The organism is Streptomyces sp. NBC_00443, assembly GCF_036014175.1.
Taxonomy (GTDB): Bacteria; Actinomycetota; Actinomycetes; order Streptomycetales; family Streptomycetaceae; genus Streptomyces.
Map to the genome: position 1 here is coordinate 1,702,215 of NZ_CP107917.1, position 25,468 is coordinate 1,727,682.

The 25,468-nt window shown below is 71.0% G+C and carries 26 protein-coding genes and 1 pseudogene; 15 read left to right on the plus strand and 12 right to left on the minus strand.

The genetic code is table 11. The annotated features are described in order from the left end of the window. Positions 1-59: 59 nt before the first annotated feature. Positions 60-260, plus strand: a pseudogene (locus OHO27_RS07690) (hypothetical protein). Between the two features lie 61 nt (positions 261-321). On the opposite strand, the gene OHO27_RS07695 reads toward OHO27_RS07690, so the two are convergent. Beyond that, the gene (locus OHO27_RS07695) at positions 322-708 is read right to left on the minus strand and encodes a ribonuclease domain-containing protein (protein WP_328421580.1); all 387 of its coding nucleotides are present in this window, start codon (positions 706-708) and stop codon (positions 322-324) included. Positions 709-862: 154 nt separating this feature from the next. Further along, on the minus strand, positions 863-1,489 hold the full coding sequence (locus OHO27_RS07700; RefSeq protein ID WP_328421582.1) for a dihydrofolate reductase family protein: 627 nt from the start codon (positions 1,487-1,489) through the stop codon (positions 863-865). A 183-nt stretch (positions 1,490-1,672) separates the two neighbouring features. On the opposite strand from OHO27_RS07700, the gene OHO27_RS07705 reads away from it, so the two are divergent. Beyond that, on the plus strand, positions 1,673-2,440 hold the full coding sequence (locus tag OHO27_RS07705; protein ID WP_328421585.1) for a 3-oxoacyl-ACP reductase family protein: 768 nt from the start codon (positions 1,673-1,675) through the stop codon (positions 2,438-2,440). 103 nt (positions 2,441-2,543) lie between these two features. Here OHO27_RS07705 and alc read toward each other — a convergent pair whose 3' ends face one another. Continuing rightward, positions 2,544-3,674, minus strand: coding sequence for an allantoicase (gene alc, locus OHO27_RS07710; RefSeq protein WP_328421587.1), 1,131 nt, complete (start codon positions 3,672-3,674; stop codon positions 2,544-2,546). 38 nt (positions 3,675-3,712) lie between these two features. Continuing rightward, positions 3,713-5,053, minus strand: coding sequence for an allantoinase AllB (gene allB, locus OHO27_RS07715; RefSeq protein WP_328421589.1), 1,341 nt, complete (start codon positions 5,051-5,053; stop codon positions 3,713-3,715). Between the two features lie 247 nt (positions 5,054-5,300). Between allB and OHO27_RS07720 the strand changes: the two genes are divergently transcribed. Beyond that, positions 5,301-6,101 (plus strand): IclR family transcriptional regulator, encoded by an 801-nt coding sequence (locus OHO27_RS07720; RefSeq protein WP_328421591.1) that lies wholly within the window; start codon positions 5,301-5,303, stop codon positions 6,099-6,101. 15 nt (positions 6,102-6,116) lie between these two features. On the opposite strand, the gene OHO27_RS07725 is transcribed toward OHO27_RS07720, so the two are convergent. Then, positions 6,117-6,404 (minus strand): DUF5955 family protein, encoded by a 288-nt coding sequence (locus tag OHO27_RS07725; RefSeq protein WP_328421593.1) that lies wholly within the window; start codon positions 6,402-6,404, stop codon positions 6,117-6,119. Between the two features lie 211 nt (positions 6,405-6,615). Between OHO27_RS07725 and OHO27_RS07730 the strand changes: the two genes are divergently transcribed. Continuing rightward, positions 6,616-7,218, plus strand: coding sequence for a nucleotidyltransferase family protein (locus OHO27_RS07730; RefSeq protein WP_328421595.1), 603 nt, complete (start codon positions 6,616-6,618; stop codon positions 7,216-7,218). Positions 7,219-7,428: 210 nt separating this feature from the next. Next, positions 7,429-9,051 carry a malate synthase A gene (gene aceB, locus OHO27_RS07735; protein WP_328421597.1) on the plus strand — a complete coding sequence of 541 codons (1,623 nt, stop codon included), beginning with the start codon at positions 7,429-7,431 and terminating at the stop codon, positions 9,049-9,051. 4 nt (positions 9,052-9,055) lie between these two features. On the opposite strand, the gene OHO27_RS07740 is transcribed toward aceB, so the two are convergent. The 3 genes from OHO27_RS07740 to OHO27_RS07750 are packed head-to-tail and all read right to left on the minus strand — an operon-like array spanning position 9,056 to position 11,788. Next, entirely contained in the window at positions 9,056-9,355 is a 300-nt protein-coding gene (locus OHO27_RS07740; RefSeq protein ID WP_328421599.1) for a SelT/SelW/SelH family protein, read from the minus strand. Continuing rightward, positions 9,352-10,266 (minus strand): HipA family kinase, encoded by a 915-nt coding sequence (locus OHO27_RS07745; protein WP_328421601.1) that lies wholly within the window; start codon positions 10,264-10,266, stop codon positions 9,352-9,354. The genes OHO27_RS07740 and OHO27_RS07745 overlap by 4 nt, the downstream gene beginning before the upstream one ends. Positions 10,267-10,288: 22 nt before the next feature. Further along, positions 10,289-11,788, minus strand: a complete 1,500-nt coding sequence (locus OHO27_RS07750) for an IucA/IucC family protein (protein ID WP_328421603.1) — start codon at positions 11,786-11,788, stop codon at positions 10,289-10,291. Positions 11,789-11,890: 102 nt separating this feature from the next. Between OHO27_RS07750 and OHO27_RS07755 the strand changes: the two genes are divergently transcribed. From OHO27_RS07755 to OHO27_RS07765, 3 genes are read left to right on the plus strand one after another with little or no spacing between them, the layout of a single operon-like run. Then, complete coding sequence (locus OHO27_RS07755; protein ID WP_328421605.1) at positions 11,891-13,405, plus strand: IucA/IucC family protein; 1,515 nt, start codon at positions 11,891-11,893, stop codon at positions 13,403-13,405. Positions 13,406-13,459: 54 nt separating this feature from the next. Beyond that, positions 13,460-14,731 carry a VWA domain-containing protein gene (locus tag OHO27_RS07760; RefSeq protein ID WP_328421607.1) on the plus strand — a complete coding sequence of 424 codons (1,272 nt, stop codon included), beginning with the start codon at positions 13,460-13,462 and terminating at the stop codon, positions 14,729-14,731. Further along, a complete protein-coding gene (locus OHO27_RS07765; RefSeq protein ID WP_328421609.1) occupies positions 14,731-15,537 on the plus strand; it encodes a hypothetical protein in 807 nt (268 codons plus the stop codon). The genes OHO27_RS07760 and OHO27_RS07765 overlap by 1 nt, the downstream gene beginning before the upstream one ends. A gap of 60 nt (positions 15,538-15,597) precedes the next feature. On the opposite strand, the gene OHO27_RS07770 is transcribed toward OHO27_RS07765, so the two are convergent. Next, positions 15,598-16,224, minus strand: coding sequence for a winged helix-turn-helix transcriptional regulator (locus tag OHO27_RS07770; protein WP_328421611.1), 627 nt, complete (start codon positions 16,222-16,224; stop codon positions 15,598-15,600). Between the two features lie 87 nt (positions 16,225-16,311). Between OHO27_RS07770 and OHO27_RS07775 the strand changes: the two genes are divergently transcribed. The 5 genes from OHO27_RS07775 (at position 16,312) to OHO27_RS07795 (ending at position 19,894) form a co-directional block, all read left to right on the plus strand. Next, on the plus strand, positions 16,312-17,523 hold the full coding sequence (locus OHO27_RS07775; protein ID WP_328421613.1) for a pyridoxal phosphate-dependent aminotransferase: 1,212 nt from the start codon (positions 16,312-16,314) through the stop codon (positions 17,521-17,523). A gap of 26 nt (positions 17,524-17,549) precedes the next feature. After that, entirely contained in the window at positions 17,550-18,083 is a 534-nt protein-coding gene (locus OHO27_RS07780; protein ID WP_328421616.1) for an HAD domain-containing protein, read from the plus strand. Positions 18,084-18,086: 3 nt separating this feature from the next. Beyond that, positions 18,087-18,686, plus strand: coding sequence for a histidine phosphatase family protein (locus OHO27_RS07785; RefSeq protein ID WP_328421618.1), 600 nt, complete (start codon positions 18,087-18,089; stop codon positions 18,684-18,686). Positions 18,687-18,780: 94 nt separating this feature from the next. Further along, positions 18,781-19,419 carry a hypothetical protein gene (locus OHO27_RS07790; RefSeq protein ID WP_328421620.1) on the plus strand — a complete coding sequence of 213 codons (639 nt, stop codon included), beginning with the start codon at positions 18,781-18,783 and terminating at the stop codon, positions 19,417-19,419. A gap of 52 nt (positions 19,420-19,471) precedes the next feature. Next, the gene (locus OHO27_RS07795; protein WP_328421622.1) at positions 19,472-19,894 is read left to right on the plus strand and encodes an acyl-CoA thioesterase; all 423 of its coding nucleotides are present in this window, start codon (positions 19,472-19,474) and stop codon (positions 19,892-19,894) included. Positions 19,895-19,913: 19 nt separating this feature from the next. Here the strand turns inward: OHO27_RS07795 and OHO27_RS07800 are convergent, their stop codons facing one another. After that, the gene (locus OHO27_RS07800; protein ID WP_328421624.1) at positions 19,914-20,309 is read right to left on the minus strand and encodes a winged helix-turn-helix transcriptional regulator; all 396 of its coding nucleotides are present in this window, start codon (positions 20,307-20,309) and stop codon (positions 19,914-19,916) included. 93 nt (positions 20,310-20,402) lie between these two features. On the opposite strand from OHO27_RS07800, the gene OHO27_RS07805 reads away from it, so the two are divergent. Together OHO27_RS07805 and OHO27_RS07810 are read left to right on the plus strand one after the other, a co-directional pair. Continuing rightward, positions 20,403-21,830, plus strand: coding sequence for an MFS transporter (locus OHO27_RS07805; RefSeq protein WP_328421626.1), 1,428 nt, complete (start codon positions 20,403-20,405; stop codon positions 21,828-21,830). 73 nt (positions 21,831-21,903) lie between these two features. After that, positions 21,904-22,353, plus strand: a complete 450-nt coding sequence (locus OHO27_RS07810) for a spore-associated protein (protein ID WP_328421628.1) — start codon at positions 21,904-21,906, stop codon at positions 22,351-22,353. Positions 22,354-22,427: 74 nt separating this feature from the next. Here the strand turns inward: OHO27_RS07810 and OHO27_RS07815 are convergent, their stop codons facing one another. Both OHO27_RS07815 and OHO27_RS07820 read right to left on the minus strand, forming a co-directional pair. Then, on the minus strand, positions 22,428-23,822 hold the full coding sequence (locus tag OHO27_RS07815) for a nucleobase:cation symporter-2 family protein (RefSeq protein ID WP_328421630.1): 1,395 nt from the start codon (positions 23,820-23,822) through the stop codon (positions 22,428-22,430). Between the two features lie 220 nt (positions 23,823-24,042). Next, entirely contained in the window at positions 24,043-25,422 is a 1,380-nt protein-coding gene (locus OHO27_RS07820) for an 8-oxoguanine deaminase (RefSeq protein ID WP_328421632.1), read from the minus strand. Between the last annotated feature and the right edge of the window lie 46 nt (positions 25,423-25,468).

Here is a 25,468-nt window from a genome sequence, read left to right on the forward strand (position 1 = left end):
GGCCATGGCTCGCCCCGCGGCCGATGGGCGTGGGGGGTCCGCGGGGCGAGAGTCATGGCATGAAGCAGTTGCTGCAGATCCTTGGGGTCATCGCCCTGGCGCAGGGCGTCATGGGCCTGCTGAACGAGTTCACCGACTAGGACTGGGGTCTCGTGCGGGGGCTCGGCTTTCTGGACGGCTTCGAGATCTACGCGAGCATCGCCCTGCTCGTGCTGGCGGTCGCGCTGTTCGCAGCCGCCGAGAGCCGGAAGTCCGGGTGAACGCGGACCGGACCTCCGGCCGGTGGCACCGTTCCTCGGCGCCGGCTGTGACCGTGGGGTGTCAGCAGCCGTAGTTGATCAGGTCGAACGACTCGTAGTGGTCGGCCGTGTAGTAGTCCTCCTGGTTCTCCTCACCGGTGACGATCCGGCGAGCTCCGCGGTTGGAGGACCCAGGCGTGATGACCGTGTACTCGTGGTAATAGCCGGTCGACTGGCTCGGCAGGATGCCTTCCCGGTTCTGGAAGACGGTGCCGTCCTGGTCGTAGGGGAAGGGGCCACCCTGCTCGATCAGTTCGAGCGTGTCGTACGCCTGCGACGGCAGGTCGCCGTAGCAGATGCTGCCGACCGCGGCGGCCGCCGGCGTGGCAGTGACGGTGCCGCCGACGAGAAGGGCGGACAGGACGGCGGCCGCGGCGCCGATGCGAGTGATTCGTGGGGGGAATCTCATGGCTTCATGATGACGCGCGTAGACAGTGGCATGTCAATGTCAAGGGCGGAGATTTTCCCGGCAAGTCCGATGAGTTTTCGGGAAGTTAACGTGCGCCCCGGCGTCCTCACCCGATCTCCATGAGAGGTCGTGCGAGCACGCCGCAGGCGGCTGATCAGGCCTCCTCGGGGAGTCCGAACGTGCCGTACTCGGGGCGACCGGCCAGGTCGTAGGAGTTGATGGCGACACCGGTGCTCGTGACGCTGCCGCCGCTGTGCGTGAACGCGGTGGGCACGGCGCCCTCCGTGAACAGGCGGTGGCCCGTGCCGAGCACGACGGGGAAGGTCAGCAGGTGGAGGGTGTCGACGAGGCCGAGGGCCAGCAGCGACCTGACGAGAGCGCCGCTGCCGTGGACCTGGAGCTCGCCGTCGACGCGCTCCTTGACGGCGGTGACCTCCTTGGCGAGGTCGCCGCTCAGCACGGTGGTGCCGGCCCAGGCGGGGTCGGTCAGCGTGGCGGACGGGACGTACTTGGGCAGGGCGTTCAGCTTGGACGAGACCGGGTCGGCCGGGTCGGTCACCTTCGGCCAGAACGCGGCGAAGATGTCGTACGTACGGCGTCCGAGGAGGAAGGCGGCCGGGCGGGCGAAGACCCCGTTCATGAACTGGCCGAAGTCGTCGTCGGCGTACGGAAAGCTCCAGCCGCCGTGCTCGAAGCCGCCGCGGGTGTCCTCCTCCGGGCCACCGGGCGCCTGGTAGACGCCGTCGAGGGTGACGAAGAGGGTGGAAACGAGCTTGCCCATGAGGAGTGCCTCTTTTCCGGTTCTCCGGGGTGGGATCTTCCCGGGGTGGGATCTGCTGTCATCACCTCAGACCCCGCCGACACCCGCAACTCATCGCTGGACCGTGTTCCGCCGAACCCTCCCCGGCACCTCGGTGTCCGTTCGCCGCCAGCACTCCGGCCCGCGCGGCGCTGGGATGGACCCATGACAACCACGCATGCACCCCTGACAACCACTTCCGCAACCCTGCACGGCAAGGTCGCCCTGATCACCGGCGCCAGCCGCGGCATCGGCGCCGCCACGGCGCTGCGGCTCGCCCGGGATGGCGCGGACGTCGCCGTGACCTACGTGAACGGCAAGGAGGCCGCCGAGGAGGTCGTACGGGCCGTCGAGGCGCTGGGGCGGCGGGCCGTGGCGCTGCGGGCGGACTCCGCGGACGCGGACGAGGCGGCGGGCGCCGTGGAGCGCACGGTGGAGGAGCTCGGCGGCCTGGACGTGCTGGTGAACAACGCCGGCGTCGGCGTCCTGGGTCCGCTGGAGGGACTGTCGCTCACGGACGTGGACCGGGTCCTCGCGGTGAACGTCCGGGGCGTCTTCCTGACCTCCCAGGCGGCGGCCGCACGGATGAGTGCCGGGGGCCGGATCATCACGATCGGCTCCTGCATGGTCCAGCGGGTGCCGGGCCCCGGCGGAACGCTCTACGCGACCAGCAAGTCGGCCCTGATCGGCCTGACGAAGGCCCTGGCACGCGAGCTGGGCCCGCGCGGCATCACGGCGAACGTCATCCACCCGGGTCCCATCGACACCGACATGAACCCGGCCGACGGCCCCTACGCACCCGACCAGGCGGCGCTGACCGCCCTGGGCCGGTTCGGCACGGCCGACGAGGTGGCGTCGATGGTCGCGTACCTGGCGGGGGCGGACTATGTGACGGGCACGGAGTTCGCGGTGGACGGCGGCCACGCGGCCTAGCACCTGCGGGGCCCGGCCCCACCCGGGGCCGGGCCCGATGCCGTCTCCGGCAGTCAAGGACAGCGAGGCACACCGGTGCCGGAGTCCCGGTGCGCCACCGGCGTCAGCCGCCCAGCTCCTGGTGCCGCGCCGCCAGGCCGGCCGCGCCCTGCTCCGTCAGCGAGCCGTGCAGCCGCAGACGGGAGATGCCGCCGTCCGGGAAGATGTCCACGCGCGCGTGCGTGCCCACGGCGGGGTTCGGCAGGACGAAACGGTGGTTCGTGTCGGGCTGGAGGCGGGTGCGCGGCAGGATCTGCGTCCACTCACCGTCCTCGCCGTCCTTCACCGAGACCGAGGCCCAGCCGGCGCTGTTGCCCTTCAGATACGCCGTGTCGATCTCGATCGCGCGGATCTGGGACTGGGCGACGAGGCGGTAGCGGATCCAGTCGTTGCCCTGGTCGCGGCGACGGCGCGTCTCCCAGCCGTCGTCCATCTTGCGGGAGCGGCCCGGCTGGATGGTGTTCGTGGCGGGCGAGTAGAAGAGGTTGGAGGCGTCCTCGACCTGGCCGCCGTGCTCCAGGGCGACGACGTCGAAGGTGCCGAGCACCTCCAGCCACTGCGGATCAGGCGCCACCTCGCCGTACACGCGCAGGCGCGCGATGCCGCCGTCGGGGTGCTGGTTGACGCGCAGGTGGGTGAAGCGCTGCTCGACGTCGATGGCGAAACCGTTCGCCGCATGCCCGCCCACCGGCGTGCGCGGCACCAGCGTCGTCCACTTCACGTCGTCCGCCAGCAGCTCCTGCGGCGACGGCGAACCCGGCACGGACGTGGCCTCGATGGACACCGCCTGCGGATAGTTGCCGCGGAAGTGGGCGGTGTCGACGACGATCCCGCGGATCACCCCAGGCGCGCCGAGGCGCACCAGCGCCCAGTCGTGGTCCTCGGCCGTCGGCCACGGGTGCTCGGCGGAGGCACCGCGCCGCCGCCGGGTCTCCCAGCCGTCCATGATCTTGCCCTTGTGCCCGAAGTGCTCGGGGTCGAACTCGGCCCGCTCGGGCAGCAGAAGGTTCTCCCGCTGGGCGAAGAACTCGTCGTTGGCAGCGATGACACCGGCGCCCAGCCCTCGGTCGGCGAGGTTGGCGTACTGGGTGAACGGGAAGTCGGCGGTGCGGTGGTCGGCGTAGGGGTCGCCGCCGCCGTAGGGGTTCGCGTCGCCGGTGAAGCCGGCCAAACCGGATTGATGCTGCGCCGTCACGGTGATCAGGACTGCCTTTCGAAATCGATGGGTGGGATTCAGCTGGTCCGGGTGAGGAGTCGCCCCTTCGGGTCGGTGAACTCGCCGTCCGCGACGATGCGTTCGCCGCGCAGCCAGGTGGACTTCACGACGCCGTACAGGGTCTTGCCCGCGTACGCCGTCACGCGGTTGCGGTGCTGGAGGGCGGCCGGGTCGACGGTGAAGGTCTCGTCGGGCGCGAGGACGGCGAAGTCGGCGTCACGGCCCGCCTCGATGGCGCCCTTGCGGTCGTCGAGTCCGACGAGCTCCGCGGTCCGCGCGGACATCCAGCGGACCACGTCCTCCAGGCCGTGCCCGCGCCCGCGCGCCTCGGTCCATACGGCTGCCAGGCTCAGCTGGAGTCCGGAGATGCCGCCCCAGGCCGTCGCGAAGTCGTCGGTCTTCAGGTCGGCCGTGGACGGGGAGTGGTCGGTCACGATGCAGTCGATCGTGCCGTCGGCCAGCGCCTGCCACAGCAGGTCCTGGTTGGCGGACTCGCGGATCGGCGGGCAGCACTTGAACTCGCTGGCCCCGTCCGGGACTTCCTCGGCGGTGAGGGTCAGGTAGTGGGGGCAGGTCTCGACGGTGATCCGGAGACCGTCCGCCTTCGCCTCGGTGATCAGCGGCAGGGCGTCGCTGGAGGACAGGTGCAGGACGTGCACGCGTGCGCGCAGGGCCTTCGCCTCGCGGATGAGCTGGGCGATGGCCGTGTCCTCGGCGTCCCGGGGGCGGGAGGCCAGGAAGTCGGCGTACCTGGGTCCCGGCTGCTGCGGCGCGGAGGCGAGCAGGTGCGGGTCCTCGGCGTGCACGATGAGCAGGCCGTCGAACGCCGCGATCTCGGCCATGGCACGGGCCAGCGGGTCCCGCTCGAGGTGCGGGAACTCGTCCACGCCGGACGGCGACAGGAAGGCCTTGAAGCCGAAGACTCCGGCCTCGTGCAGCGGGCGCAGGTCCTTGACGTTGCCGGGCAGGGCGCCGCCCCAGAAGCCGACGTCGATGTGCGCCTTGTCGGCGGCGACCTCCTGCTTGACGCGGAGGTTGTCAACCGTCGTGGTCGGCGGGAGGGAGTTGAGCGGCATGTCGACGAGGGTGGTGATACCGCCGGCCGCCGCGGCACGCGTGGCGGTCCAGAAGCCCTCCCACTCGGTGCGGCCCGGGTCGTTGACGTGCACGTGCGTGTCGACCAGGCCGGGCAGCAGGACGTCGTCGCCGAGGTCCTCCAGGCGGGCGCCGGACGGGACTTCGGCGTCGTACCCGAGTACGGCCGTGATCTTGCCGGCGGAGACCAGGACCGAGGCGGCCCGTATCCCCTCCGGGGTGATGACGCGCGTCGAGCGCAGCACCAGTTCAGCGTCGGACACCCGGACCCCTCTCTGCCGCCGTTTACTTCCGCGTAACGGAATTCAACTTTCTGTTGAAGGAGTCTCCGCTCCCGTTCCCGCGCCGTCAAGGGCACACTTCTCCACAGTGCACCCGCCCGACACTCTCTGGACGTTTCCACAAAGCGGAATTACAATTCCGGCAGGCAGAACGTAGCTACGTACAAGCAGGGAGTCAACCGACCGACGGGTAGGCTTCTGAGCTCCCACCGGTCCCGAAAGGAACGCCGTGCCGACGTCCAGCGCCAGCACCACCGACTCCGCCAGGTCCAGCTCCAATGGTGGCGTCCAGTCCCTCGAGCGCGCCTTCGACCTGCTGGAACGGATGGCGGACGCGGGCGGCGAGGTCGGCCTGAGCGAGCTGTCCGCGAGCAGCGGGCTGCCGCTGCCCACCATCCACCGCCTCATGCGCACGCTCGTGGCGTGCGGTTACGTACGCCAGCAGCCCAACCGCCGCTATGCCCTCGGCCCGCGCCTGATCCGCCTCGGCGAGTCCGCATCCCGGCTGCTGGGCACCTGGGCCCGCCCGTACCTCGCCCGGCTGGTCCAGGAGACCGGCGAGACGGCGAACATGGCTCTGCTCGACGGCGACGAGATCGTGTACGTCGCCCAGGTGCCGTCCAAGCACTCCATGCGCATGTTCACCGAGGTCGGCCGGCGCGTGCTGCCGCACTCCACCGGTGTCGGAAAGGCGCTGCTCGCCTCCTTCCCGCCGGAGGAGGTGCGGGCACTGCTGTCCCGCACCGGCATGCCGGCCGCCACGGAGAAGACGATCACCACGCCGGACGGCTTCCTCGCAGCCCTGGAGGAGGTGCGGCGCAACGGCTACGCCATCGACGACAACGAGCAGGAGGTCGGCGTCCGCTGCCTCGCCGTACCCGTCCCCGACTCCCCCACCGCGGCGGCCATCTCCATCTCCGGCCCGGCCGGACGGGTGACCGAGGCGGCGACGGACAAGATCGTGCCGATGCTGCAGCAGGTGGCGACGGAACTGTCGGAGGCCCTGGCCAGCTCGACGCCGACCGCCTAGATCAAGTCCGGGGACTCAACGACGCGGCGGGTCCCCGAACAACTCCACCGCGTCCCGTACGGCAGACAGCCCCCGGGACAAGGCGCTCACCGAACCGATCGCGCCCGCGATCAGCAGCAACGACCGGCGCAGGCGCGGGATTTCGGGGGCGCCCTCGATCGTCATCGCGGCCAGCGCGGCAAGTTCGTCCTCGGCGATTCCCCGGTCGGGGAACTCGCCGGGGTGCGCGGCGAGTTCGCGGCGCAGACGGGACACGGCCGTCCGCAGTCCCGCCACCCTCAGATCCTCGTCGCTGCCCGTCACCGGCCTCTGCCCCAAGCTCCGCAACAAAGCTCCCCCTCGCACGCCGTAGTGCGCCAGTAGTCACCCATCCCCCGTCGAGCGCCCCTGGCGGTGGTCGGGCGCCGGGGACGCGGGTCAGTAAACGCCACCGCTGCCGGGCGCGCCACCGTCCGGACCGAAATTCAGCCCAACGGCACGGGCCGCGCCTGCGGACGTCAGGTATGCAGGACACATGACTGAGAAGGAAGCCCCCCTGATCGCGGGTCTGCTGCTCGCCGCCGGGGGCGGACGGCGGCTCGGCGGACGCCCCAAGGCCCTGCTCCGGCACCATGGCCGACCGCTCGTCGAGTACGCGGTCGGGGTGCTGCGCGCGGCCGGCTGCGCCCGCGTGCACGTGGTGCTGGGAGCGCAGGCCGCCGCCGTACGGGAGCAGGCGGAACTCGGCGACTGCGTCCTGGTGGAGAACCCGGACTGGGCCGAGGGGATGGGCTCCTCCCTGCGCGCCGGGCTCGACTCCCTCGCGGGCACGGGCGCGCGGGCGGCGCTGGTGTCACTCGTCGACCAGCCCGGCATCGGCCCGGAGGCGGTCTCGCGCGTGCTCGCCGGCTACGAGGACGAGGCCTCGCTCGTCTCGGCCGCCTATGACGGTGTACGCGGGCATCCCGTGCTCTTCGGCTCCGCCCACTGGGCAGGCATCGCGGCGACTGCGACCGGCGATCGAGGGGCACGCGCCTATCTGAGGGAGCACGAGGACGCGATCGGGCTCGTCGAGTGCGGGGACGTGGCCCGGCCGTACGACATCGACACGGAGGCCGATCTCACCCACCTTGAGTGAAGGCGGTGGCACCCAGAGCCACCTTGCCTCGACTCAGAGAATCTCGACATCAACAAACCATTGAACTTCCACCATGAGGAAACTAGTATCCACTGTTCAGAAGCGCCTGGACTGCTCCACGGGCGCTCCCAGCGGTATCCGGGAAGACTGGCACCCGGTGCCAAAGCTCGACCGCTCGTCTCCGTAGTTCGCTGAAGGAAGTGACAGCTCATGTCCGCACCAGCGCCGTCCCCGCTGGCCATCGTCGACGCCGAGCCCCTGCCCCGGCAGGAGGAGGTCCTCACGGAAGCGGCCCTCGCCTTCGTGGCCGAGCTGCACCGCCGGTTCACGCCCCGGCGTGCCGAACTCCTCGCCCGCCGTGCGGAGCGCCGCGCCGAGATCGCCCGCACCTCCACACTCGACTTCCTCCCTCAGACCGCCGCCGTCCGCGCGGACGACTCCTGGAGTGTGGGCCCGTGCCCGCCCGCGCTGCAGGACCGCCGGGTCGAGATCACCGGCCCCACCGACCGCAAGATGACCATCAACGCCCTCAACTCGGGCGCGAAGGTCTGGCTGGCCGACTTCGAGGACGCCTCCGCGCCGACCTGGGAGAACGTCGTCCTCGGCCAGGTCAACCTGATCGACGCGTACACCCGGAACATCGACTTCACCGACCCGAAGTCCGGCAAGTCGTACGCCCTGCGCGCGAACGACGAGCTCGCTACCGTCGTCATGCGCCCGCGCGGCTGGCACCTGAACGAGCGTCACCTGCAGATCGACGGCGAGCAGGTCCCCGGCGCCCTCGTCGACTTCGGCCTGTACTTCTTCCACAACGCCCAGCGTCTGCTCGACCTCGGCAAGGGCCCGTACTTCTACCTCCCGAAGACGGAGTCGCACCTGGAGGCCCGCCTCTGGAACGAGGTGTTCGTCTTCGCACAGGACTACGTCGGCATCCCGCAGGGCACCGTCCGCGCGACCGTCCTGATCGAGACGATCACGGCGGCGTACGAGATGGAGGAGATCCTCTACGAACTCCGCGACCACGCCTCCGGGTTGAACGCCGGCCGCTGGGACTACCTGTTCTCCATCGTCAAGAACTTCCGTGACGGCGGCACCAAGTTCGTCCTGCCGGACCGCAACGCGGTCACCATGACGGCCCCGTTCATGCGCGCGTACACCGAACTGCTCGTCCGCACCTGCCACAAGCGCGGCGCGCACGCGATCGGCGGCATGGCGGCCTTCATCCCGTCCCGCCGCGACGCCGAGGTCAACAAGGTGGCCTTCGAGAAGGTCCGCGCCGACAAGGACCGTGAGGCCGGCGACGGCTTCGACGGCTCCTGGGTCGCCCACCCCGATCTGGTCCCGATCGCGATGGAGTCCTTCGACAAGGTCCTCGGCGACAAGCCCAACCAGAAGGACCGCCTGCGCGAGGACGTCTCCGTCCAGGCGGCCGACCTGATCGCCATCGACTCGCTGGACGCCAAGCCGACGTACCCGGGCCTGGTCAACGCCGTCCAGGTCGGCATCCGCTACATCGAGGCCTGGCTGCGCGGCCTCGGCGCGGTCGCCATCTTCAACCTCATGGAGGACGCGGCCACCGCCGAGATCTCCCGCTCCCAGATCTGGCAGTGGATCAACGCGGGCGTCGAGTTCGAGAACGGCGAGCACGCCACCCCCGAGCTGGCGCGCAAGGTCGCCGCCGAGGAACTGGCGAACATCCGCGCCGAGATCGGCGAGGAGGCCTTCGCGGCCGGCCACTGGCAGCAGGCCCACGACCTGCTCCTGGAGGTCTCCCTCGACGAGAACTACGCGGACTTCCTGACGCTGCCGGCCTACGAGCAGCTGACGGGCTGAGCCCTCAGGAAGCCGGTTTGTCCGAGTGGCCCAGGGACTTTCCCGGGGCCACTCGGTCGCGTACGGCCTGCTTGACCGCCGTCGGTTCCGGGAAGCCCTGTTCGCGGCGGTCCCAGACCACCTCGTCGCCGACGCGGACGACGAAGATCCCGCCCTTGCCGGGCTTGAGGGCGAGTTCGGACAGCTCCGCCTCGAAGGTCGTCAGCAACTCCTGCGCCAGCCACGCGGCGCGGGGCAGCCACCTGCACTGGGTGCAGTACTCGATCTCGACGCGCCGGGCGCCTGCCGGGGAAATGTCCGTCATCCGAGGTGTACCGACCAATCCTGTTCCGCGGCCGGCTTGCCGTGCAGGTCGGGGACCTGCTTCAGCCACTTCGGCCGGCCTTCCTGTGACTTCGCCGCCCGTAGGGCCTGCTCGGCGGCGAGTTCCTCCCGGGTGGGGAAGTCGGTGGGGAGCCAGGCGGAGGACGCCCGCACGCGTGCGTGGAGGTGGCCGACGTAAGCCTCGCGGAGTGCGTCGGGCGTCTCGAAGCCGGGCTCGTCCGCCAGCCAGGCGTCAGGCACCTCGGCCACGATCCCGCGCAGCAGTTCCTCACTCACCTTGGGCGCCAGCTCCGCGTCCGCGGCGCGCACGTCAGGGGCGTAGTGGCCGAGGGCGTGGTGGCGGAAGTCGTAGGACTTCCCCGGGTCCGAGCCGTCCCAGCGGTGGTGGAAGACCAGGGCCGCCCCGTGGTCGATCAGCCACAGGCGCGGCGGGACCGTGCCGAACGTGGGCCAGATCATCAGGTTCGAGCTGTGCACCGTGCGGTCGACGTTCGTGGTCAGAGCGTCCAGCCAGACGATCCGGCCCGCCTCCAGCGGGTCGACCGGGAAGGTCTTCGCGACCTCCGGGGTGAAGTCCCGGGCGCCCGGCAGAAAGTCCATGCCGAGGTTGACCCCCGCGCTGGCGGCGTGCAGCTCCCGCACCTCCTGGTGCGGCTCGCTGTCCGCGACGGCCGGGTCGAAGTGCACCAGCACCAGCTCGGGGAACCGCAGCCCCAGCGCGCGGGCCAGCTCACCGACGATCACCTCGGCGACCAGCGCCTTGCGGCCCTGCGCGGAGCCGGTGAACTTCACGACGTACGTGCCGAGGTCGTCGGCCTCGACGACTCCGGGCACGGAGCCGCCGGACCGCAGGGGGGTCACGTATCGAACAGCAGTCACGTCGCGCAGCACACCCGCCAGGGTATGTCAGCGCTCACCCGGCCAACGGGTTCGGAAGGGGCAGATACCGGGCGGCGGCGCCATCGGCGCCCGTCCAGCGCAGCAGCAGGTTCGTCTTGCCTGGGAGGGTGGGGGCCGACAGCAGGGCCGGGATCTCGGGAAGGTCGTGGCGGGCCAGTTCGCGGCGGACGGCGGGCCAGGGGTCGAGGCCGGGGTGACGCTCGGCGAGGGCGGCAGCGAGCTCGCACAGGTGATTCACGACGAGCGTGTAGACCAGCCGTTCCCAGCCGGCCTCACGGGACACCTCGGGGAGCAGCTTCACGCCCTCGGCGTCCCGGAACAGGGCCTGCACCGGGATGCCTTCGCTGTCGACGGCGACGAGCGTGTTCTGCAGGTGGGCCTCCAGTACGACGCCGTGGTCGGCGAAGGCCGCGAGGGCGGGCGGTACGACTGCGCGCAGGTACGCCTCCCACCAGTCCGTGTCGCCGAGCGTGCCGCCTTCGAAGCCCTCCACCAGGCCCGCGGCGAGGATCGGAGTGGCACCGGGCAGCAGGTGGCCGTGGAAGCCGTCACGCACGAGGACCGCCAGTTCCTCGAACGCGAAGTCGGCGGTGCGGTAGCCGCGGTCGGAGAGCCAGGCCGCGGGGCCCGTCGCGAACGCGCGGGACGCGGCCGCATCGGTCCTGCGGAGTTTCAGCAGGTCGTGGCGCCACAGCCGGCGGATGTCGTTGGTGATGCGCACGTCGAGGCTGAACTTCAGGAAGAGGTCGCCCCCGGGCGTGTGCTCGGGGACGTACAGCGTGCGGATCGCGGCCGTCGGCCAGGCGTCGAAGCCGGTCGTGCCCAGCCTCACGAGCCTGCCGTCCGCGAACGCGTCCGCGAGCTCCCGGCCGACCAGGTCCAGCTGCCAGGGGTGCGCGGGCAGCAGCCGGTAACCGGGCGGCGCCTCGCCGAAGGCGTCCAGGGCAGAGGTGTCGCCCTCCTCGACGACGGCGTCCTCGCGCAGGCCGAGCAGCGTCAGCGGGAAGCGGGCGTGCGCCTCGGGGGCGTAGGGCAGCCAGGCCGCGACCGGGCCGCCGCCGCGCGCTTTGGGGGCGGGGTGGTGGGGGTGGCCGGTGAGCAGGCACTGCTCGGAGCGGAGGTAGGGGTCCGCCGGCGGTGTCGCACGCGCGCGTGCGGTGAGCAGCGCGGCCAGCGCGGCCCGGCTGTCGATCATCTCGGCAGGCAGTTCGTGGTTGGACAGACCGGTGTGGTGGCGCAGCTCGTCGGCGACCAGCTTGACGAGTTCGGCGTGCCCTATGCGCTGCCAGGCTCCGTCCGCCCGCACCTCGGGCTCGGCCGGCCGCCGCCCACCGAGGACGCGCAGCAGGCGGCCCGACCCGCGCAGCCGGTACACCCGCCGCTCGCTCCCCGGGGCCGGGTGCGGTTCGGCCACCTCGCGCAGCAGGCAGTTGAGCAGGGGCGCGACGGAGTGGGCGTCGGCGCGTTCCGCGACGTCGGCGGCGGGCGGAGGGTTGAGATGCACGCGATCCACTCGTTCTCTACTTCTCTGCGGTCCGTTCCTGCGGGAAGACGATCAGTATGTCTGTCGTCGGCATCTGCCCCGACGTCCTACTCGTACCCGAGGAGTCCGCCCGTGCATCGTCCCCCCAGCGCCGAGACCGAGGTAGCGGCCGAACTGGCCGACGTACGCCCCGAACTCGCGTCGCGGTACGCCGCCGAGCTGCCCGGGGCCCGGGCGGCCGTGCTGACCCGGCTGTGGCGTGCGCTGGCGTACGAGCCATTGCCCTGGGTGGTCCGCCATCAGCGCGGCCGTGAGGGCCTCACCCTGCGCCTCTCGGACGGGCGCCGGCTGCACGGCCCGCATGCCGACCCGTACGGCACCGCCGCGTACGTCACCGCCGTGCACCTCGACGAGACGCCGTACGACGATCCGGCCAGGTTGCTGACCGACCCCTCCGTACCGCACGGTGCGTCGTTCGCGGCCGAACTCGGCCACAGTGTCGCCTCGTTGGCGCTGGCGCGGGCCGGGCAGGGCGCTCACTCGAAGGAGTGGCCGTCGCGCGACTGGGAGTGGGAGCAGCGGGTGGTCGACGGGCATCCGTTCCATCCCAACTGCCGTTCCCGGCCAGGCTTCTCCGTTGCCGAGCAGCTGGCGTACGCGCCCGAGCACGGGCCGGTGGTGACGTTGGGGCTGGTGCCGGTGCGGGCGGCGGAGTGCCTGCTGACGGGCGACTGGCCGCAGCGGATGCGGGACGGGGAGCGGCTGCTGATCCCGGTGCATCCGTGGCAGGCGGAGCATGTGCTCAAGCGCCCCTACGACCCCTACGGCGACGGGGTCGCGGCGCACCCGCTGATGTCCCTGCGCACCCTCGCCCTCCCCGGCGGACCGCACGTGAAGACCGCGCTCAGCGCACGCCTCACGTCGTCGGTGCGGGACATCTCGGCGTACTCCATCGGCATGTCGGCCACGCTGTCGGACTTCGCTTCGGATCTGGCCGCACGCATGGACGGGCTGCTCCACGTCACCCGCACGCTGGGGGCCGCCACGGCCGACTCCCCCGACCTGGCGGCGGTGTTGCGTGAGTCGCCGCAGGAGTACGCGGGGTCCGGCGAGCGGGTCGTGCCGGTGGCCGCGCTGGCCACCACCGGGCTGCCCGAATCGCCCGTGTGGCTGGCCGAGTTCACGCGTCTCACCCTCACCGTGGGGCTGCGGCTGCTGGAGCTGGGGGTCGCGCTGGAGGCGCACGGTCAGAACCTGCTGGTGGTGCTGTCCGCGAGCGGTTCCCCGGTGCGGCTGGTCTACCGCGACCTCGCCGACATCCGCGTCAGCCCGGCCCGGCTGGCCCGGCACGGCATCCCGCTGCCCGAGCTGACCGGCCGGATCGTCACGGATGACGTGCCGACCCTGCGCCGCAAGCTGTTCGGCTCGCTGGTGGCCGGGGCGCTGGCGGGCACGGCGGGCTCGGGCGCGGCGTTGCGCGGGGCGCTGGAGGCGGTCGTACGCGATCTGCCGGCCACCGAGGACCTCGCCGCGCTGCGCCACGAGCCGCTGCCGACGAAGGCGCTGACGCTGATGCGGCTGTCGCCCGGGACGCCCGGAGACCAATGGGCGGAGCTGCCCAATCCGCTGGTCACCGAGGTGTTCTGACCCCCGTTCCGACCTCGTTTGAAGCGGGACACCTCTGATCAATAAGATCCGCCGATGATCACAAGAACACGGCTGGCGACCGGGGCCTGCGCCCTGCTCGCCGCGCTCGCGGCCGGGATGGCGTTCCCGGCCGGGGCGGTTGCCGATGAGACCAGCGCGTTGGCGCCGAAGGTCGATCTCGTCCTCGACGTGAGCGGCTCGATGCGGGCCAGGGACATCGACGGCCAGTCCCGGATGGCCGCGGCGAAGCAGGCCTTCAACGAGGTGCTGGACGCGACGCCCGAAGAGGTCCAGCTCGGCATCCGCACGCTCGGCGCCAACTACCCGGGCGACGACCGCAAGACGGGCTGCAAGGACACCGCGCAGCTCTACCCGGTCGGCCCGCTGGACCGCACCGAGGCCAAGACGGCGGTGGCGACCCTCACGCCGACCGGCTGGACGCCCATCGGTCCCGCGCTGCTCAAGGCGGCCGACGACCTCGACGGCGGCGAGGGCTCCAAGAGGATCGTGCTGATCAGCGACGGCGAGGACACCTGCGCCCCGCTCGACCCGTGCGAGGTGGCCCGGGAGATCGCCGCCAAGGGCATCGGCCTGACCATCGACACGCTCGGCCTGGTCCCGAACACCAAGATGCGGCAGCAGCTCAGTTGCATCGCCGAGGCGACCGGCGGGACGTTCACCTCGGTCGAGCACACCGAGGAACTCACCGACAAGGTCAACCAGTTGGTGGACCGCGCGGCCGATCCGGTGGTGACGCCGGTCGCGACGACCGGCGCGGACCGGTGTGCGAAGGCGCCCACGCTGAAGTCCGGCCTGTACACCGACCGCGAGGAGTTCGGGCAGCAGCGCTGGTACCGGGTGGACGTCGAGCCCGGCCAGGAGCTGCGCGCCTCGGTGAGCGTGTCGGCCGACCGGGCGGTGAACCCGTCGTACGGAGTGCTGCTGCGGGCGGTGACCGAGCGCGGGCGGGAAGTCGTACGCGGTGAGTCGGCGGGCAACGGCCGTACGGATGTCATGTCGACCGGCCTGCGCTATCCGAAGGCCGAGGCCGACGACGAGGACGAGGACACCGCGGCCGCCGAGGCCGTATGCCTCCAGGTCACCCACTCCTTCTCGGCCGGCTCCGGCGTGCAGACCACGCCCGGACTGCCGCTCGAGCTGACGATCGACGTCGCGGACGGGCCGTCGCAGTCGGGCGACGTGGCCTCCTTCGGGCTCGGGCGCGGCTGGTGGCTGCTCGGCGCACTGATCCTCACCGGCTTCCTCGCCGGTCTCGTCTGGGGCTGGCTGTCGCGCTGGCGGGTCGCGGTCTGGAGGACCAACTGATGCGGATCACACGTGTGTTGAGCGTTTCCCTGCTCATGCTCGGGCTGGCGGTCACCCCCGCGGTGGCCGACGCCTCTCCCTCCCCCAGCGCCTCGGAGGACGGCGGCGCGCCGACCCGGGCGGGAACCTCCTTCCGTACGGCGACCGAGATCGAGCAGGGCCAGACGGCCACCGCGAGCGCCTCCACGGGCGACTACCTGTACTGGTCGTTCCCCGCGGACGCCGGCCTGCGCCCCACCGTCAAGGCGACGGTGAAGCTGCCCGACACGCACGCCGCCGGGACCTGGCAGATCGACGTGTACGACGGCCTGCGCCGCCGTCAGGCCTGCCAGTACGGAGCACAGACGCGCACCGCGGCGGCGAACACGAGCACGGTCGAGCTGACCTGCGTCCTGCGCACCGTCCGCGGCTGGTCGGAGCCCTGGGCCAATGACCCGCTGCCGGGCACGTACTACATCCGCCTGACGGTCGTGGACGTGCCCACCTCCGACCTCGGTCTGCCGGTCGGCACCGAGGTCCGGGTCGACTCCAAGGACATCGGCGGTTCGGCTGCGGTCGACGGGGCGCTGGCGGAGCCGCTCGTGCCCGGGGTCGCCGTCAAGTCGCAGGAGGACGAGGAGAGTTCGTCCACGTCGGCCGCGCTGTCCAGCATCGAGCCCGAGGACGGCTGGGCTTCCGGCTGGTGGTCCGACCGCTGGGTGTGGACGGCGATCGGCGGGGCGCTGGCCGCGCTCGCGGGTGTCGCCGGATACACGCTGACGCGCGGGCCGGGACGGCCGTCGCGGGTGGTGCCGCCGGGCGCCTGACGGTCCGTCACAGCACCGACGAGGCCCGCCGTACATGACCGTACGGCGGGCCTTGCGCTGTCAGATGTCGAGCAGGGCCTTGGCCACGGTCCCGTCCCCGCTCACCTCGATACGGCCGCCCCGTACGGCATCCGCGACACTCAACTCCCCCCGCGCGACCGCCTCGCACGTCCCGGAGTCCAGGACCAGTCGCGCGTCGGGTTCACCGGGAGCGGGCCCGTCCCCGTACACCGGCCCCTCCTCGGCGCCGACGTACAGGTGGAAGTCCCCCTCCTCCAGGCGGACTTCGACGAGCCCTTCGCCCTCCAACGAGCGCAGCAGAGGCAGCGCGAACCAGTGCGCGCGCACGGCGTCCGTGGGCCTTCGCTCGCCGAGTTCGGGCTGCCCCCACTCCCCCAGCGCCTGGAGGACGGGCAACAACTCCCGCCCTCGTGAGGTGAGTTCGTACACGTACGCCGCTCCCGGCGGGGGGAGCTTGCGTCGCGTGCTGATGCCGTCCCGTTCCATGTCCTTCAGCCGCGACGCGAGTACGTCCGTGCTCACGCCCGGCAGGTCGGCGTGCAGGTCGGTGTAGCGCCGCGGGCCGGCCAGCAGCTCCCGGACGATCAGCAGGGTCCAGCGGTCGCCGACGACGTCGAGCGCGCGGGCGGCGGAACAGTACTGGTCGTAGCTTCGGCGAGGTGACATGCGACGCAGTCTAGACATGTTGTTGGACTTTCCAAGCTCGAACTTGGTAAAACCAAGCAACACACGAAACCGGAGGGGCGAGCGCGCATGGAGTTCCGGCAGTCGAGCAAGCTGAGCGAGGTCTGTTACGAGATCCGCGGCCCGGTGATCGAGCACGCGAACGCGCTGGAGGAGGCGGGCCACAGCGTGCTGCGCCTGAACACCGGCAACCCCGCGCTCTTCGGCTTCGAGGCGCCGGAAGAGATCATCCAGGACATGATCCGGATGCTCCCCCAGGCGCACGGCTACACCGACTCGCGCGGCATCCTCTCCGCCCGCCGGGCCGTGGCCCAGCGCTACCAGACGCTCGGTCTGGAGGTCGGCGTCGACGACGTCTTCCTCGGCAACGGCGTGTCCGAGCTGGTCTCCATGGCCGTACAGGCACTGGTCGAGGACGGCGACGAGATCCTCATCCCCGCCCCGGACTTCCCCCTCTGGACGGCGGTGACGACCCTCGCCGGCGGCAAGGCCGTGCACTACCTGTGCGACGAGCAGGCCGACTGGTACCCGGACCTGGACGACATGGCGTCGAAGATCACGGACCGCACGCGGGCCGTGGTCATCATCAACCCGAACAACCCGACCGGCGCGGTATACCCCAAGGAGATCCTGGAGGGCATCCTCGACCTCGCCCGCCGCCACGGCCTGATGGTCTTCGCCGACGAGATCTACGACCAGATCCTCTACGACGACGCCGTGCACCACTCGGTCGCGACCCTCGCCCCCGACCTGGTGGTCCTCACCTTCTGCGGCCTGTCCAAGACGTACCGGGTGGCGGGATTCCGTTCCGGCTGGCTCGTCGTCACCGGCCCGAGACAGCACGCGAAGGACTATCTGGAGGGCCTGACGATGCTGGCCTCCATGCGGCTGTGCGCCAACGCGCCCGCCCAGTACGCCATCCAGGCCGCGCTCGGTGGCCGCCAGTCCATCCGCGAACTGACCGTGCCGGGCGGGCGGCTGTACGAGCAGCGCAACGTGGCCTGGGAGAAGCTCAACGAGATCCCCGGCGTGTCGTGCGTGAAGCCGAAGGGCTCGCTGTACGCCTTTCCGCGCCTCGACCCCAAGGTCTACAAGATCCATGACGACGAGAAGTTCGTCCTGGACCTCCTGCTGCGGGAGAAGATCCAGGTCGTGCAGGGCACGGGTTTCAACTGGCCGGCCCCCGATCACTTCCGGATCCTGACGCTGCCGTACGCGGACGACCTGGAGGCGGCGATCGGGCGGATCGGGCGGTTCCTGACCGGGTATCGGCAGACCTGAGCGTCCAGGGTGGGTAGAACCGGGGCATGAGTACCCGCCCTCTGCTGCTCCTGGACGTGGATGGTCCGCTCAACCCGTTCCGCGCCCCGTACCTCCGCCATCGCGGCTACGTGACGTGCCGGCTGCACCCCGCCAACTGGTCCGCCCGGCAGCGGCCGGGGTCCCGGCGGTTGCGCCGGGGACTGAAGGTGCGCCTGCATCCGGGGCACGGGGAGCGGCTGCTGGCGCTGCCGTACGAGCTGGCGTGGGCCACCACCTGGCAGCACCAGGCCAACGAGATGATCGGGCCGGTGATCGGGCTGCCGCGTGATCTGCCGGTCATCGAGTGGCCCGAGCTGTTCGGGACGGATCCGGACGGGCTGTACTGGAAGACCCGGCACGTGGTCGCATGGGCGGCGGGGCGGCCCTTCGTCTGGGTCGACGACATGATCACCGACCTGGACGTACGGCATGTCGCAGCCCACCATGACGCGGCCGCGCTGCTCGTGCCGGTCGACGCGCGCAAGGGGCTGTGTGAGCGGGACTTCGCGGAGTTGGAGCGGTGGGCTCTTAGCCTGTGACCCATGAGTGATCTCTTTCTCGTCCGGCACGGCGAGACCGCTTGGTCGCTGTCCGGGCGGCACACGGGCCGGACGGACGTACCGCTCACCGAGCACGGGCGGGAGGAGGCGCGGCGGCTGGTGCCGATGATCCGCTCGCACCGGATCGGGGCGGCGTTCGTCAGCCCGTCACAACGGGCGCGGGAGACCGCCGAGCTGATCGGACTGCACGACGTGCGGGTCGACGCCGATCTGCGGGAGTGGGACTACGGCGGCTACGAGGGCATCACGACCGTCGAGATCCAGCGCGAGCGGCCGGGGTGGTTCCTGTTCACGGACGGGGTCGCGCCGGGGCCGCCCGACCGTCCAGGGGAGAGTCCGGAGCAGGTCGGGGAGCGCGCCGACCGGATGCTGGCCAAGGTGGACGCCGCCTTCGCCAACACCGAGGGGTGCGTGGTGCTCGTGGCGCACGGTCACTTCCTGCGGGTGCTCACGGCCCGGCGGCTCGGGCTGCCGGCGGCGGACGGGGCGCTGTTCCAGCTGGCGACGGGGACCCTGTGCCGGCTGGGTACGGAGCACGGTCGGCCCGTGATCGCCGGGTGGAATGTCAGACCCGGGTCGTAGCCTTCCCAGCGGATGGGCCGGTCCCCGCCTGGAGGGGACCGACGCCGTGCCCGGAGGCCGGGTCGGCACCCCAGCGCCCGGGAAGGAGCACGCCGTGACGCGACCGCCGACCGCCGCCCAGCGGCATGTCATCGATGCCGCGGACCCCGTCACCGGACGACTGAGGGGTACGGAGGCCCAGCTCGCGGCGCTGGTGAAGCGGGGGCTCGCCTTCCGGCACCCGCGGCCGCCGCACGATCACTTCCTGACGTCGGCAGGGCATCGGATACGGGAGACGGAGCCCTCCGAGCCGACGGCGCTTGCGGAGCCCCCGGCCGCCGCGGCCGGCGATGTGTTCGCGGCGCGGATCGGCGGCGAGGAGGACGCCCCGAGGACGGGGCCGGCGCGGCTGCGTGAGGTACGGGGCGCGTGGCAGGGCCTGCTGGAGCTGCGCCGGATGACCAATCCGGACGGGGCGACGGACCGGCCGTGCGCATGGGAGCGTACGCATCTGGTGCAGGCCGCCGCGCTCGCCCTGGAGGCCGCCGGGCACCGTCCTGGCGAGGGGGACTCCGGGGAGGGCTACCGGGTGCGGGCCACTCCACAACCCGAGGCGGTCGCCGTGCGCGAGCCCGATGCCACGCGCCTGCGGGAGTGCGCGGCCACACTGGAGGAGGCGGGATGGCAGGTCGGCGAGTACACCGAGCCTCGCACAAGAGCGCGATATCTACTGGCATCCCCAAGACGCATGTAGAGGGCACATGCCAGGATCGGAACGATCAGGGATCGCAGGCGAAAGGGAAGTCGTGACCGAGCAGTTTTCCGTTCCGGTGACCGTCCGAGGGTACGAGACGGATGTGCAGGGACACCTCAATCAGGCGGTGTACCTGAACTATGCGGAACACGCCCGCTGGGCGCTGCTGCATGCGGCCGGTATCAGCCAGACCGGGCTCACCTCCAAGGGCGTGGGACCGGTGGCTCTGGAGACGACCATCCGCTACAAGCGCGAGCTGCTCGCGGGCGACGAGGTCGAAGTGACGTGCGCCTTCACCTGGGGCGGTGGCAAGACGTTCACCATCGAGCAGACCATCCGCAAGACCGACGGCACGGTGGCGGCCGAGATCACGGCGGTCGGCGGAATCCTGGACCTCCAGGAGCGCAGGCTGGTCGCCCGTCCCGACGAGGTCTTCAAGGAGCTGGCGTCGGACCCGAGCCTGTTCGGGCTCTAGCCACACCTTCGGACTCCGGTCACACCGGCTCCGTCGTGTGCTCCTCGTCGTAGGTGGCACGGGACTCGGCGATGTAGACCCGGTTCCGCTCGGCCCAGTCGGTCAGGCGTTGCAGGGTCTCGTACAACTCCCGCGCCACCGGCGTCAGTTCGTATTCCACCTTCGGCGGCACCGTCGGATGGACGGTGCGGGTGACGAGGCCGTCGCGCTCCAGATTGCGCAGCGTGAGGGTCAGCATCCGGCGGCTGATGCCCTCGATGCTGCGCTCCAGCTCGGTGAAGCGAATGGGTCCGTGCGCGGCGGCGACGAGGATCTGAACGCTCCACTTCCCGGAGACCCTGTCAAGAACCTCGCGGACCGGGCACGCGTGCGCGTTCACTGCCTCGACGGTTACACCCGTGTTCCTCTGGGACATCGGACTGCCTCCTTATGCCGCTCTCCAATGGTCACTCACGATGTACCCCGTTACAAGTCGTGCACCATTGGAGAATCCGGAGGCAGGACCGCCATGACGGCCATCGTCGGGTCCCCGACGCGGACACCACACCGAACGTACTCCCGCTGGGCGTCCCTCGTCGTCCTGTGCGCGGGGACGCTGATGACGATCCTGGACGGCAACATCGTCACGGTCGCCATGCCCGCCATCCAGAGCGACCTCGGCTTCTCGGGGCCGGGCCTCGCCTGGGTCGTCAACGCCTACCTGATCCCCTTCGGCGGGTTGCTGCTGCTGGCGGGCCGGCTCGGCGACCTGGTCGGCCGCAAACGGATGTTCACCGCGGGGCTCGCCGTGTTCACCGCCGCCTCCGTGCTGTGCGGGGTGGCGACCGAGCAGGGCGTGCTGATCGCGGCGCGCGCACTGCAGGGCGTGGGCGGGGCGATGACCTCGGCCGTGGTGCTGGGCATGCTGGTGGCGCTGTTCCCCGAGCCACACGAACAGGCCCGCGCCATCGCGGTGTTCAGCGCGGTCGGCGCGGCGGGCGGAGCGCTCGGCACGTTCCTCGGCGGGGCGCTGACCGAGGCCCTGAACTGGCACTGGATCTTCCTGATCAACCTGCCGATCGGGATCTTGGCATGGCTCGCGGCGCTACGGGTGCTGGAGCCGGACCGCGGCGCCGGGCTCGGCAGGGGCGCCGACTACCCGGGCGCGGCGCTGGTCACCGGCGCGCTGATGCTCACGGTGTACGTCATCGTCGGCGCCGGTGAGCGCGACCTGACCGCCACTCTGCTCCTGGCCGCCCTGGCCCTCGCCCTGTTCGTGGCGTTCACGCTCCGTCAGGCGTGGGCGGCGCGTCCGCTGCTGCGGCTGCGCCTGTTCGGCTCCCGGCTGCTGAGCGGCGCGAACGCCGTGCAGATCCTGATGATCGCGACGATGTACGGCTTCCAGTTCATCGGCGCGCTGTACCTACAACGCGTCCTGGGTTACGGCGAGTTGCTCACCGGTACGGCGTTCCTGCCGGCGCCGATCGCCATCGGCGTGCTGATGCTGGGCCTGTCGGCGCGGACCGTCGGCCGCTACGGGGCCTACCGGGTCCTGCTGGCGGGGCTGGTCCTCATCGTCGCGGGCATGGCGCTGCTGAGCCGCGCGCCGGTCGACGGCTCGTACCTCACCGACGTACTCCCGCCGCTGCTTCTGCTCGCCACCGGCTTCGCCGCGGCGATGCCCGCGCTGACCGGGCTCGCGATGTCGGGGGCCCGCGAGGAGGACACGGGGCTGGCGTCCGGACTGTTCAACACCACGCAGGTGGTGGGCGGTTCGCTGGGCCTGGCGGTGCTCTCGGTCCTGGCCGCGAGCCGCACCGAAGGCCTGCGCGAGCGCGGTACGGAACTGGTGGCCGCGACGGCAGCGGGTTATCAACTGGCTTTCCAGGTAGGGATGTTGATCGCGGCGGGCGCACTGGTACTGGCGGCGGCCGCGCTGCGAACGCGGCAGAACTGAGCACAACCATTCGGATACCCCGTGGGTCACATCATGCAGGAGCAACCAACTCCAATGGTTACCAGGGGGAAATATGCGATTCACCCGTTCTATCCTGTCTGGCGCCGCGGTGGCGGCCCTGATGGTGGGGAGCACGGCCGCCCTGGCCGCACCCGCCTCCGCGGCGCCCAACACCACCCCGCAGAAGGTCTGCGGAAGCGCCTACAAGACCGTGAACTCGGCGCCCGTCGGCACGCTGGGCACCGTCTACCTGACGTACAACGCCTCCAACGGCGAGAACTGCGTCGTGACCATCCGCAAGAACCCGGGCACCGCCCAGGACATGTCCGCGTGGATCTACGTCCCCGACACCGAGGAGTTCCACGAGGACAACGGCACCTTCACGTCGTACGCCGGACCGACCTACGTCACCGGCAAGGGCCACTGCGTCGACTGGGGCGGCCACATCAAGAACGTGTACGTACAGGTGACCGGCTCCAACTGCGGTTCCCTGAAGGAGAACCGGGTGACCTTCACCCGCTGATCCGGCACAGTGACATGGCTCGCCCTGGCAGGACTCCCGGAGTTCCGCCAGGGCGGGCCACCCGGCGTCGTACCTCATGGCGTGGCCGGCGCCCGGGTCGCCCCGGTGATCTCCTCTCCTGCCTCCATGGGGTGGGTGACGTCCTGCGCGTCGCGGCCCCTGCCGAGGTGGTTGAAGACGAGGTTGAGCGCCACCGCCGCCACACAGCCCGTCGAGATGCCGGAGTCGAGGACGATCCGCGCCGTCTCCGGGAAGGCGTGGTAGAACTCAGGCGCCGTGATGGGGACGATGCCGACGGCCAGGGAGACGGCGACGATCAGGACGTTGTTGTCCCGGTCCAGGCCGGCCCGGACCAGGGTCTGGATGCCGCTGGCCGCCACCGAACCGAACAGGACCACGCCCGCACCGCCGAGCACCGGGCGCGGTACGACCGCGATGAGCGACGCGGCCATCGGGCACAGGCCCATCAGGACCAGGAAGCCGCCGCCCGCGGCGACGACGTACCGGCTGCGGATCTTCGTCATCGCGACCAGGCCGATGTTCTGGGCGAAGGCGCTGCACATGAAGCCGTTGAAGAGCGGGCTTATCGCCGAGCCGAGGGTGTCGGCGCGCAGGCCCGCCGCGATGGTCTTCTCGTCGGCCGGGCGGTCGACGATCTCACCCAACGCCAGCATGTCGGCGGTCGATTCGGTCATCGACACCACCATCACCACGCACAGCGAGATGATCGCGGCGAGCTGGAACTGCGGGGCACCGAAGTGGAACGGGGTCGGGAAGCCGATGACGGCCGCGTCCGTGACGGGCCCGAAGTCGGTGACGCCGAACGGGATCGCGATCAGCGTGCCCGCCACCAGGCCGAGCAGGACCGCGATCTGCTTGACGAAGCCCGTGGTGAAGCGGCGCAGGAGCAGGACGATCAGCAGGGTCCCGCCCGCCAGGCCCAGGTTCGTCGCCGAACCGTAGTCGTCGGCGGCCGGGTTGGGGCCCTGCGACCAGCCGAAGGCGACGGGGAGCAGCGAGATGCCGATCAGGGTGATGACCGTACCCGTCACGACCGGCGGGAAGAAGCGCACCGCCTTGCTGAAGAAGGGGGCGGCGAGGAAGCCGAGCAGGCCGGCGACGATCACCGCGCCGAAGATGACCGGCAGGGCGTCGGACTTGTCCTCGGTGGAGGCGACGATCGCGGTCATGGGGGCGACGCCGGCGAAGGTGACGCCGTTGACGAACGGCAGCCGGGCGCCGATCTTCCATATCCCGAGGGTCTGGAGGAAGGTGGCGAGGCCCGCGGTGAACAGACAGGCGCCGGTGAGGAAGGTCAGATCGGTCGCGGAGAGGCCTATGGCCGCGCCGACGATCAGGGGTGGGGCGACCACTCCCGCGTACATGGCGGCCACATGCTGCAGGCCGGTCGTCGCCATTTTCAGGGCGGGGAGTTTCTCGTCGACTGGATGAACGGACTTGGCGGACACTGCGGCTCTCCTCCGGTCGGTTACACGGCGGCTCTGACGTGGGTTTCAGGGAGGTGGTGCGCGGTCGTGCGGGACCGGGGACGGGCCCGTTTTGGGGAAACGGTGACCGTTCCGGGGCGCACGCATGGGCGTGCGCCCCGGAGACGGCCGCCATGGACCCCGCTCGGGTCCACGGCTACCGGTCGGGAGCCGTCCCTCCCGACCGGAGATCTTCAACTGATCAGGCCTGCGCGGCGATCCTCGCCAGGCGCTGTGCCTCTTCGCGGGTCGAGCGGGCGATCGCGTCCTCGTCGGCCGTGCGCAGGCGTCCGTCCTCCACGATCTGGCGGCCGTTCACGAACGACGCCGTCACCGGGGCGGCCGCGCCGAAGACCAGCGCGGTCACCGGGTCGGCGATGGAGGCGTGGGCGAGCGTGTCCAGCTTCCACAGCACGAGGTCGGCCAGCTTGCCCGGCTCCAGCGAGCCGATCTCGGCGGCGCGGCCGAGGACCTGGGCACCGCCGTACGTCCCGAGCCGCAGGACCTGCCGGGCGTTCAGGGCGGCCTCGCGGTGGGCGCCGAGGCGGTTGATGAGCAGGGCGTTGCGCAGTTCGGTGTGCAGCTCGCCGGACTCGTTGGACGCGGTGCCGTCGACGCCGAGGCCGACCGGGACGCCGGCCGCCAGCATGTCGGGGACGCGGGCGATACCGGCGGCGAGGCGGGCGTTGGAGGACGGGCAGTGGGCGACACCGGTCTTCGTCCGGGCGAAGGCGGCGATGTCGGAGTCGTTCATGTGGACGCAGTGCGCCATCCACACGTCCTCGCCGAGCCAGCCGGTGGACTCGAAGTAGTCGGTCGGGCCCATGCCGAACAGCTCGTGGCAGAACTTCTCCTCCTCCACGGTCTCCGAGCCGTGGGTGTGCATGCGCACGCCGAGCCGGCGGGCCAGCTCGCCGCCCTGCTTGAGCAGCTCGGTGGAGATGGAGAACGGGGAGCAGGGGGCGACGGCGACCTGGGTCATCGCGTCGAAGGAGGAGTCGTGGTGCTGCTTGACGGTCTCCTCGGTCGCGGCCAGCGCGCCTTCGAGGGTCTCGACGGCGAAGTCCGGCGGCAGTCCGCCGTCCTTCTCACTGCGGTCCATGGAGCCGCGGGCGAGGGTGAAGCGCACCCCCATGTCACGGGCTGCGCCGATGATGGCGCCGGAGAGGTCGCCGGAGCCCTGCGGGTAGACGTAGTGGTGGTCCATGGCGGTGGTCACGCCGCCGCGGGCCATCATCGCCAGCGAGCCCTGCGCGGCGGAGCGCACCATCTGCTCGTCGATGCGCGCCCACGTCGGGTAGAGGGCGACGAGCCAGTTGAAGAGGTTGTGGTCCGTGGCCAGGCCCCGCGTGATCCACTGGTAGAAGTGGTGGTGGGTGTTGACCAGGCCGGGAGTGACCAGGTGCCCGGTGGCGTCGATGCGGCGTACGACGTTCTCCAGGCCCTCGGGTGCCTTGCCCGCGCCGAGCGATTCGATGCGGTTGTCCGCGATGACGAGGTGGCCCGTGGCGTACTCGGTGTCGTTCGCGTCCACCGTCGCGATCGAACAGTTCTCGATGACGATGCGCTGGGCTGCTGCCATGATTCGTCCCTTTTCGACGAGGTGTGCTGAGTGGAGAGGGCACGGC

Excerpts from the sequence above, each read along its gene's own strand:
- OHO27_RS07695 (WP_328421580.1), bottom strand. The coding sequence starts at position 708 with ATGAGATTCCCCCCACGAATCACTCGCATCGGCGCCGCGGCCGCCGTC.
- OHO27_RS07700 (WP_328421582.1), bottom strand. The coding sequence starts at position 1,489 with ATGGGCAAGCTCGTTTCCACCCTCTTCGTCACCCTCGACGGCGTCTAC.
- OHO27_RS07705 (WP_328421585.1), top strand. The coding sequence starts at position 1,673 with ATGACAACCACGCATGCACCCCTGACAACCACTTCCGCAACCCTGCAC.
- OHO27_RS07730 (WP_328421595.1), top strand. The coding sequence starts at position 6,616 with ATGACTGAGAAGGAAGCCCCCCTGATCGCGGGTCTGCTGCTCGCCGCC.
- aceB (WP_328421597.1), top strand. The coding sequence starts at position 7,429 with ATGTCCGCACCAGCGCCGTCCCCGCTGGCCATCGTCGACGCCGAGCCC.
- OHO27_RS07740 (WP_328421599.1), bottom strand. The coding sequence starts at position 9,355 with ATGACGGACATTTCCCCGGCAGGCGCCCGGCGCGTCGAGATCGAGTAC.
- OHO27_RS07760 (WP_328421607.1), top strand. The coding sequence starts at position 13,460 with ATGATCACAAGAACACGGCTGGCGACCGGGGCCTGCGCCCTGCTCGCC.
- OHO27_RS07765 (WP_328421609.1), top strand. The coding sequence starts at position 14,731 with ATGCGGATCACACGTGTGTTGAGCGTTTCCCTGCTCATGCTCGGGCTG.
- OHO27_RS07770 (WP_328421611.1), bottom strand. The coding sequence starts at position 16,224 with ATGTCACCTCGCCGAAGCTACGACCAGTACTGTTCCGCCGCCCGCGCG.
- OHO27_RS07775 (WP_328421613.1), top strand. The coding sequence starts at position 16,312 with ATGGAGTTCCGGCAGTCGAGCAAGCTGAGCGAGGTCTGTTACGAGATC.
- OHO27_RS07780 (WP_328421616.1), top strand. The coding sequence starts at position 17,550 with ATGAGTACCCGCCCTCTGCTGCTCCTGGACGTGGATGGTCCGCTCAAC.
- OHO27_RS07785 (WP_328421618.1), top strand. The coding sequence starts at position 18,087 with ATGAGTGATCTCTTTCTCGTCCGGCACGGCGAGACCGCTTGGTCGCTG.
- OHO27_RS07800 (WP_328421624.1), bottom strand. The coding sequence starts at position 20,309 with ATGTCCCAGAGGAACACGGGTGTAACCGTCGAGGCAGTGAACGCGCAC.
- OHO27_RS07805 (WP_328421626.1), top strand. The coding sequence starts at position 20,403 with ATGACGGCCATCGTCGGGTCCCCGACGCGGACACCACACCGAACGTAC.
- OHO27_RS07810 (WP_328421628.1), top strand. The coding sequence starts at position 21,904 with ATGCGATTCACCCGTTCTATCCTGTCTGGCGCCGCGGTGGCGGCCCTG.
- OHO27_RS07820 (WP_328421632.1), bottom strand. The coding sequence starts at position 25,422 with ATGGCAGCAGCCCAGCGCATCGTCATCGAGAACTGTTCGATCGCGACG.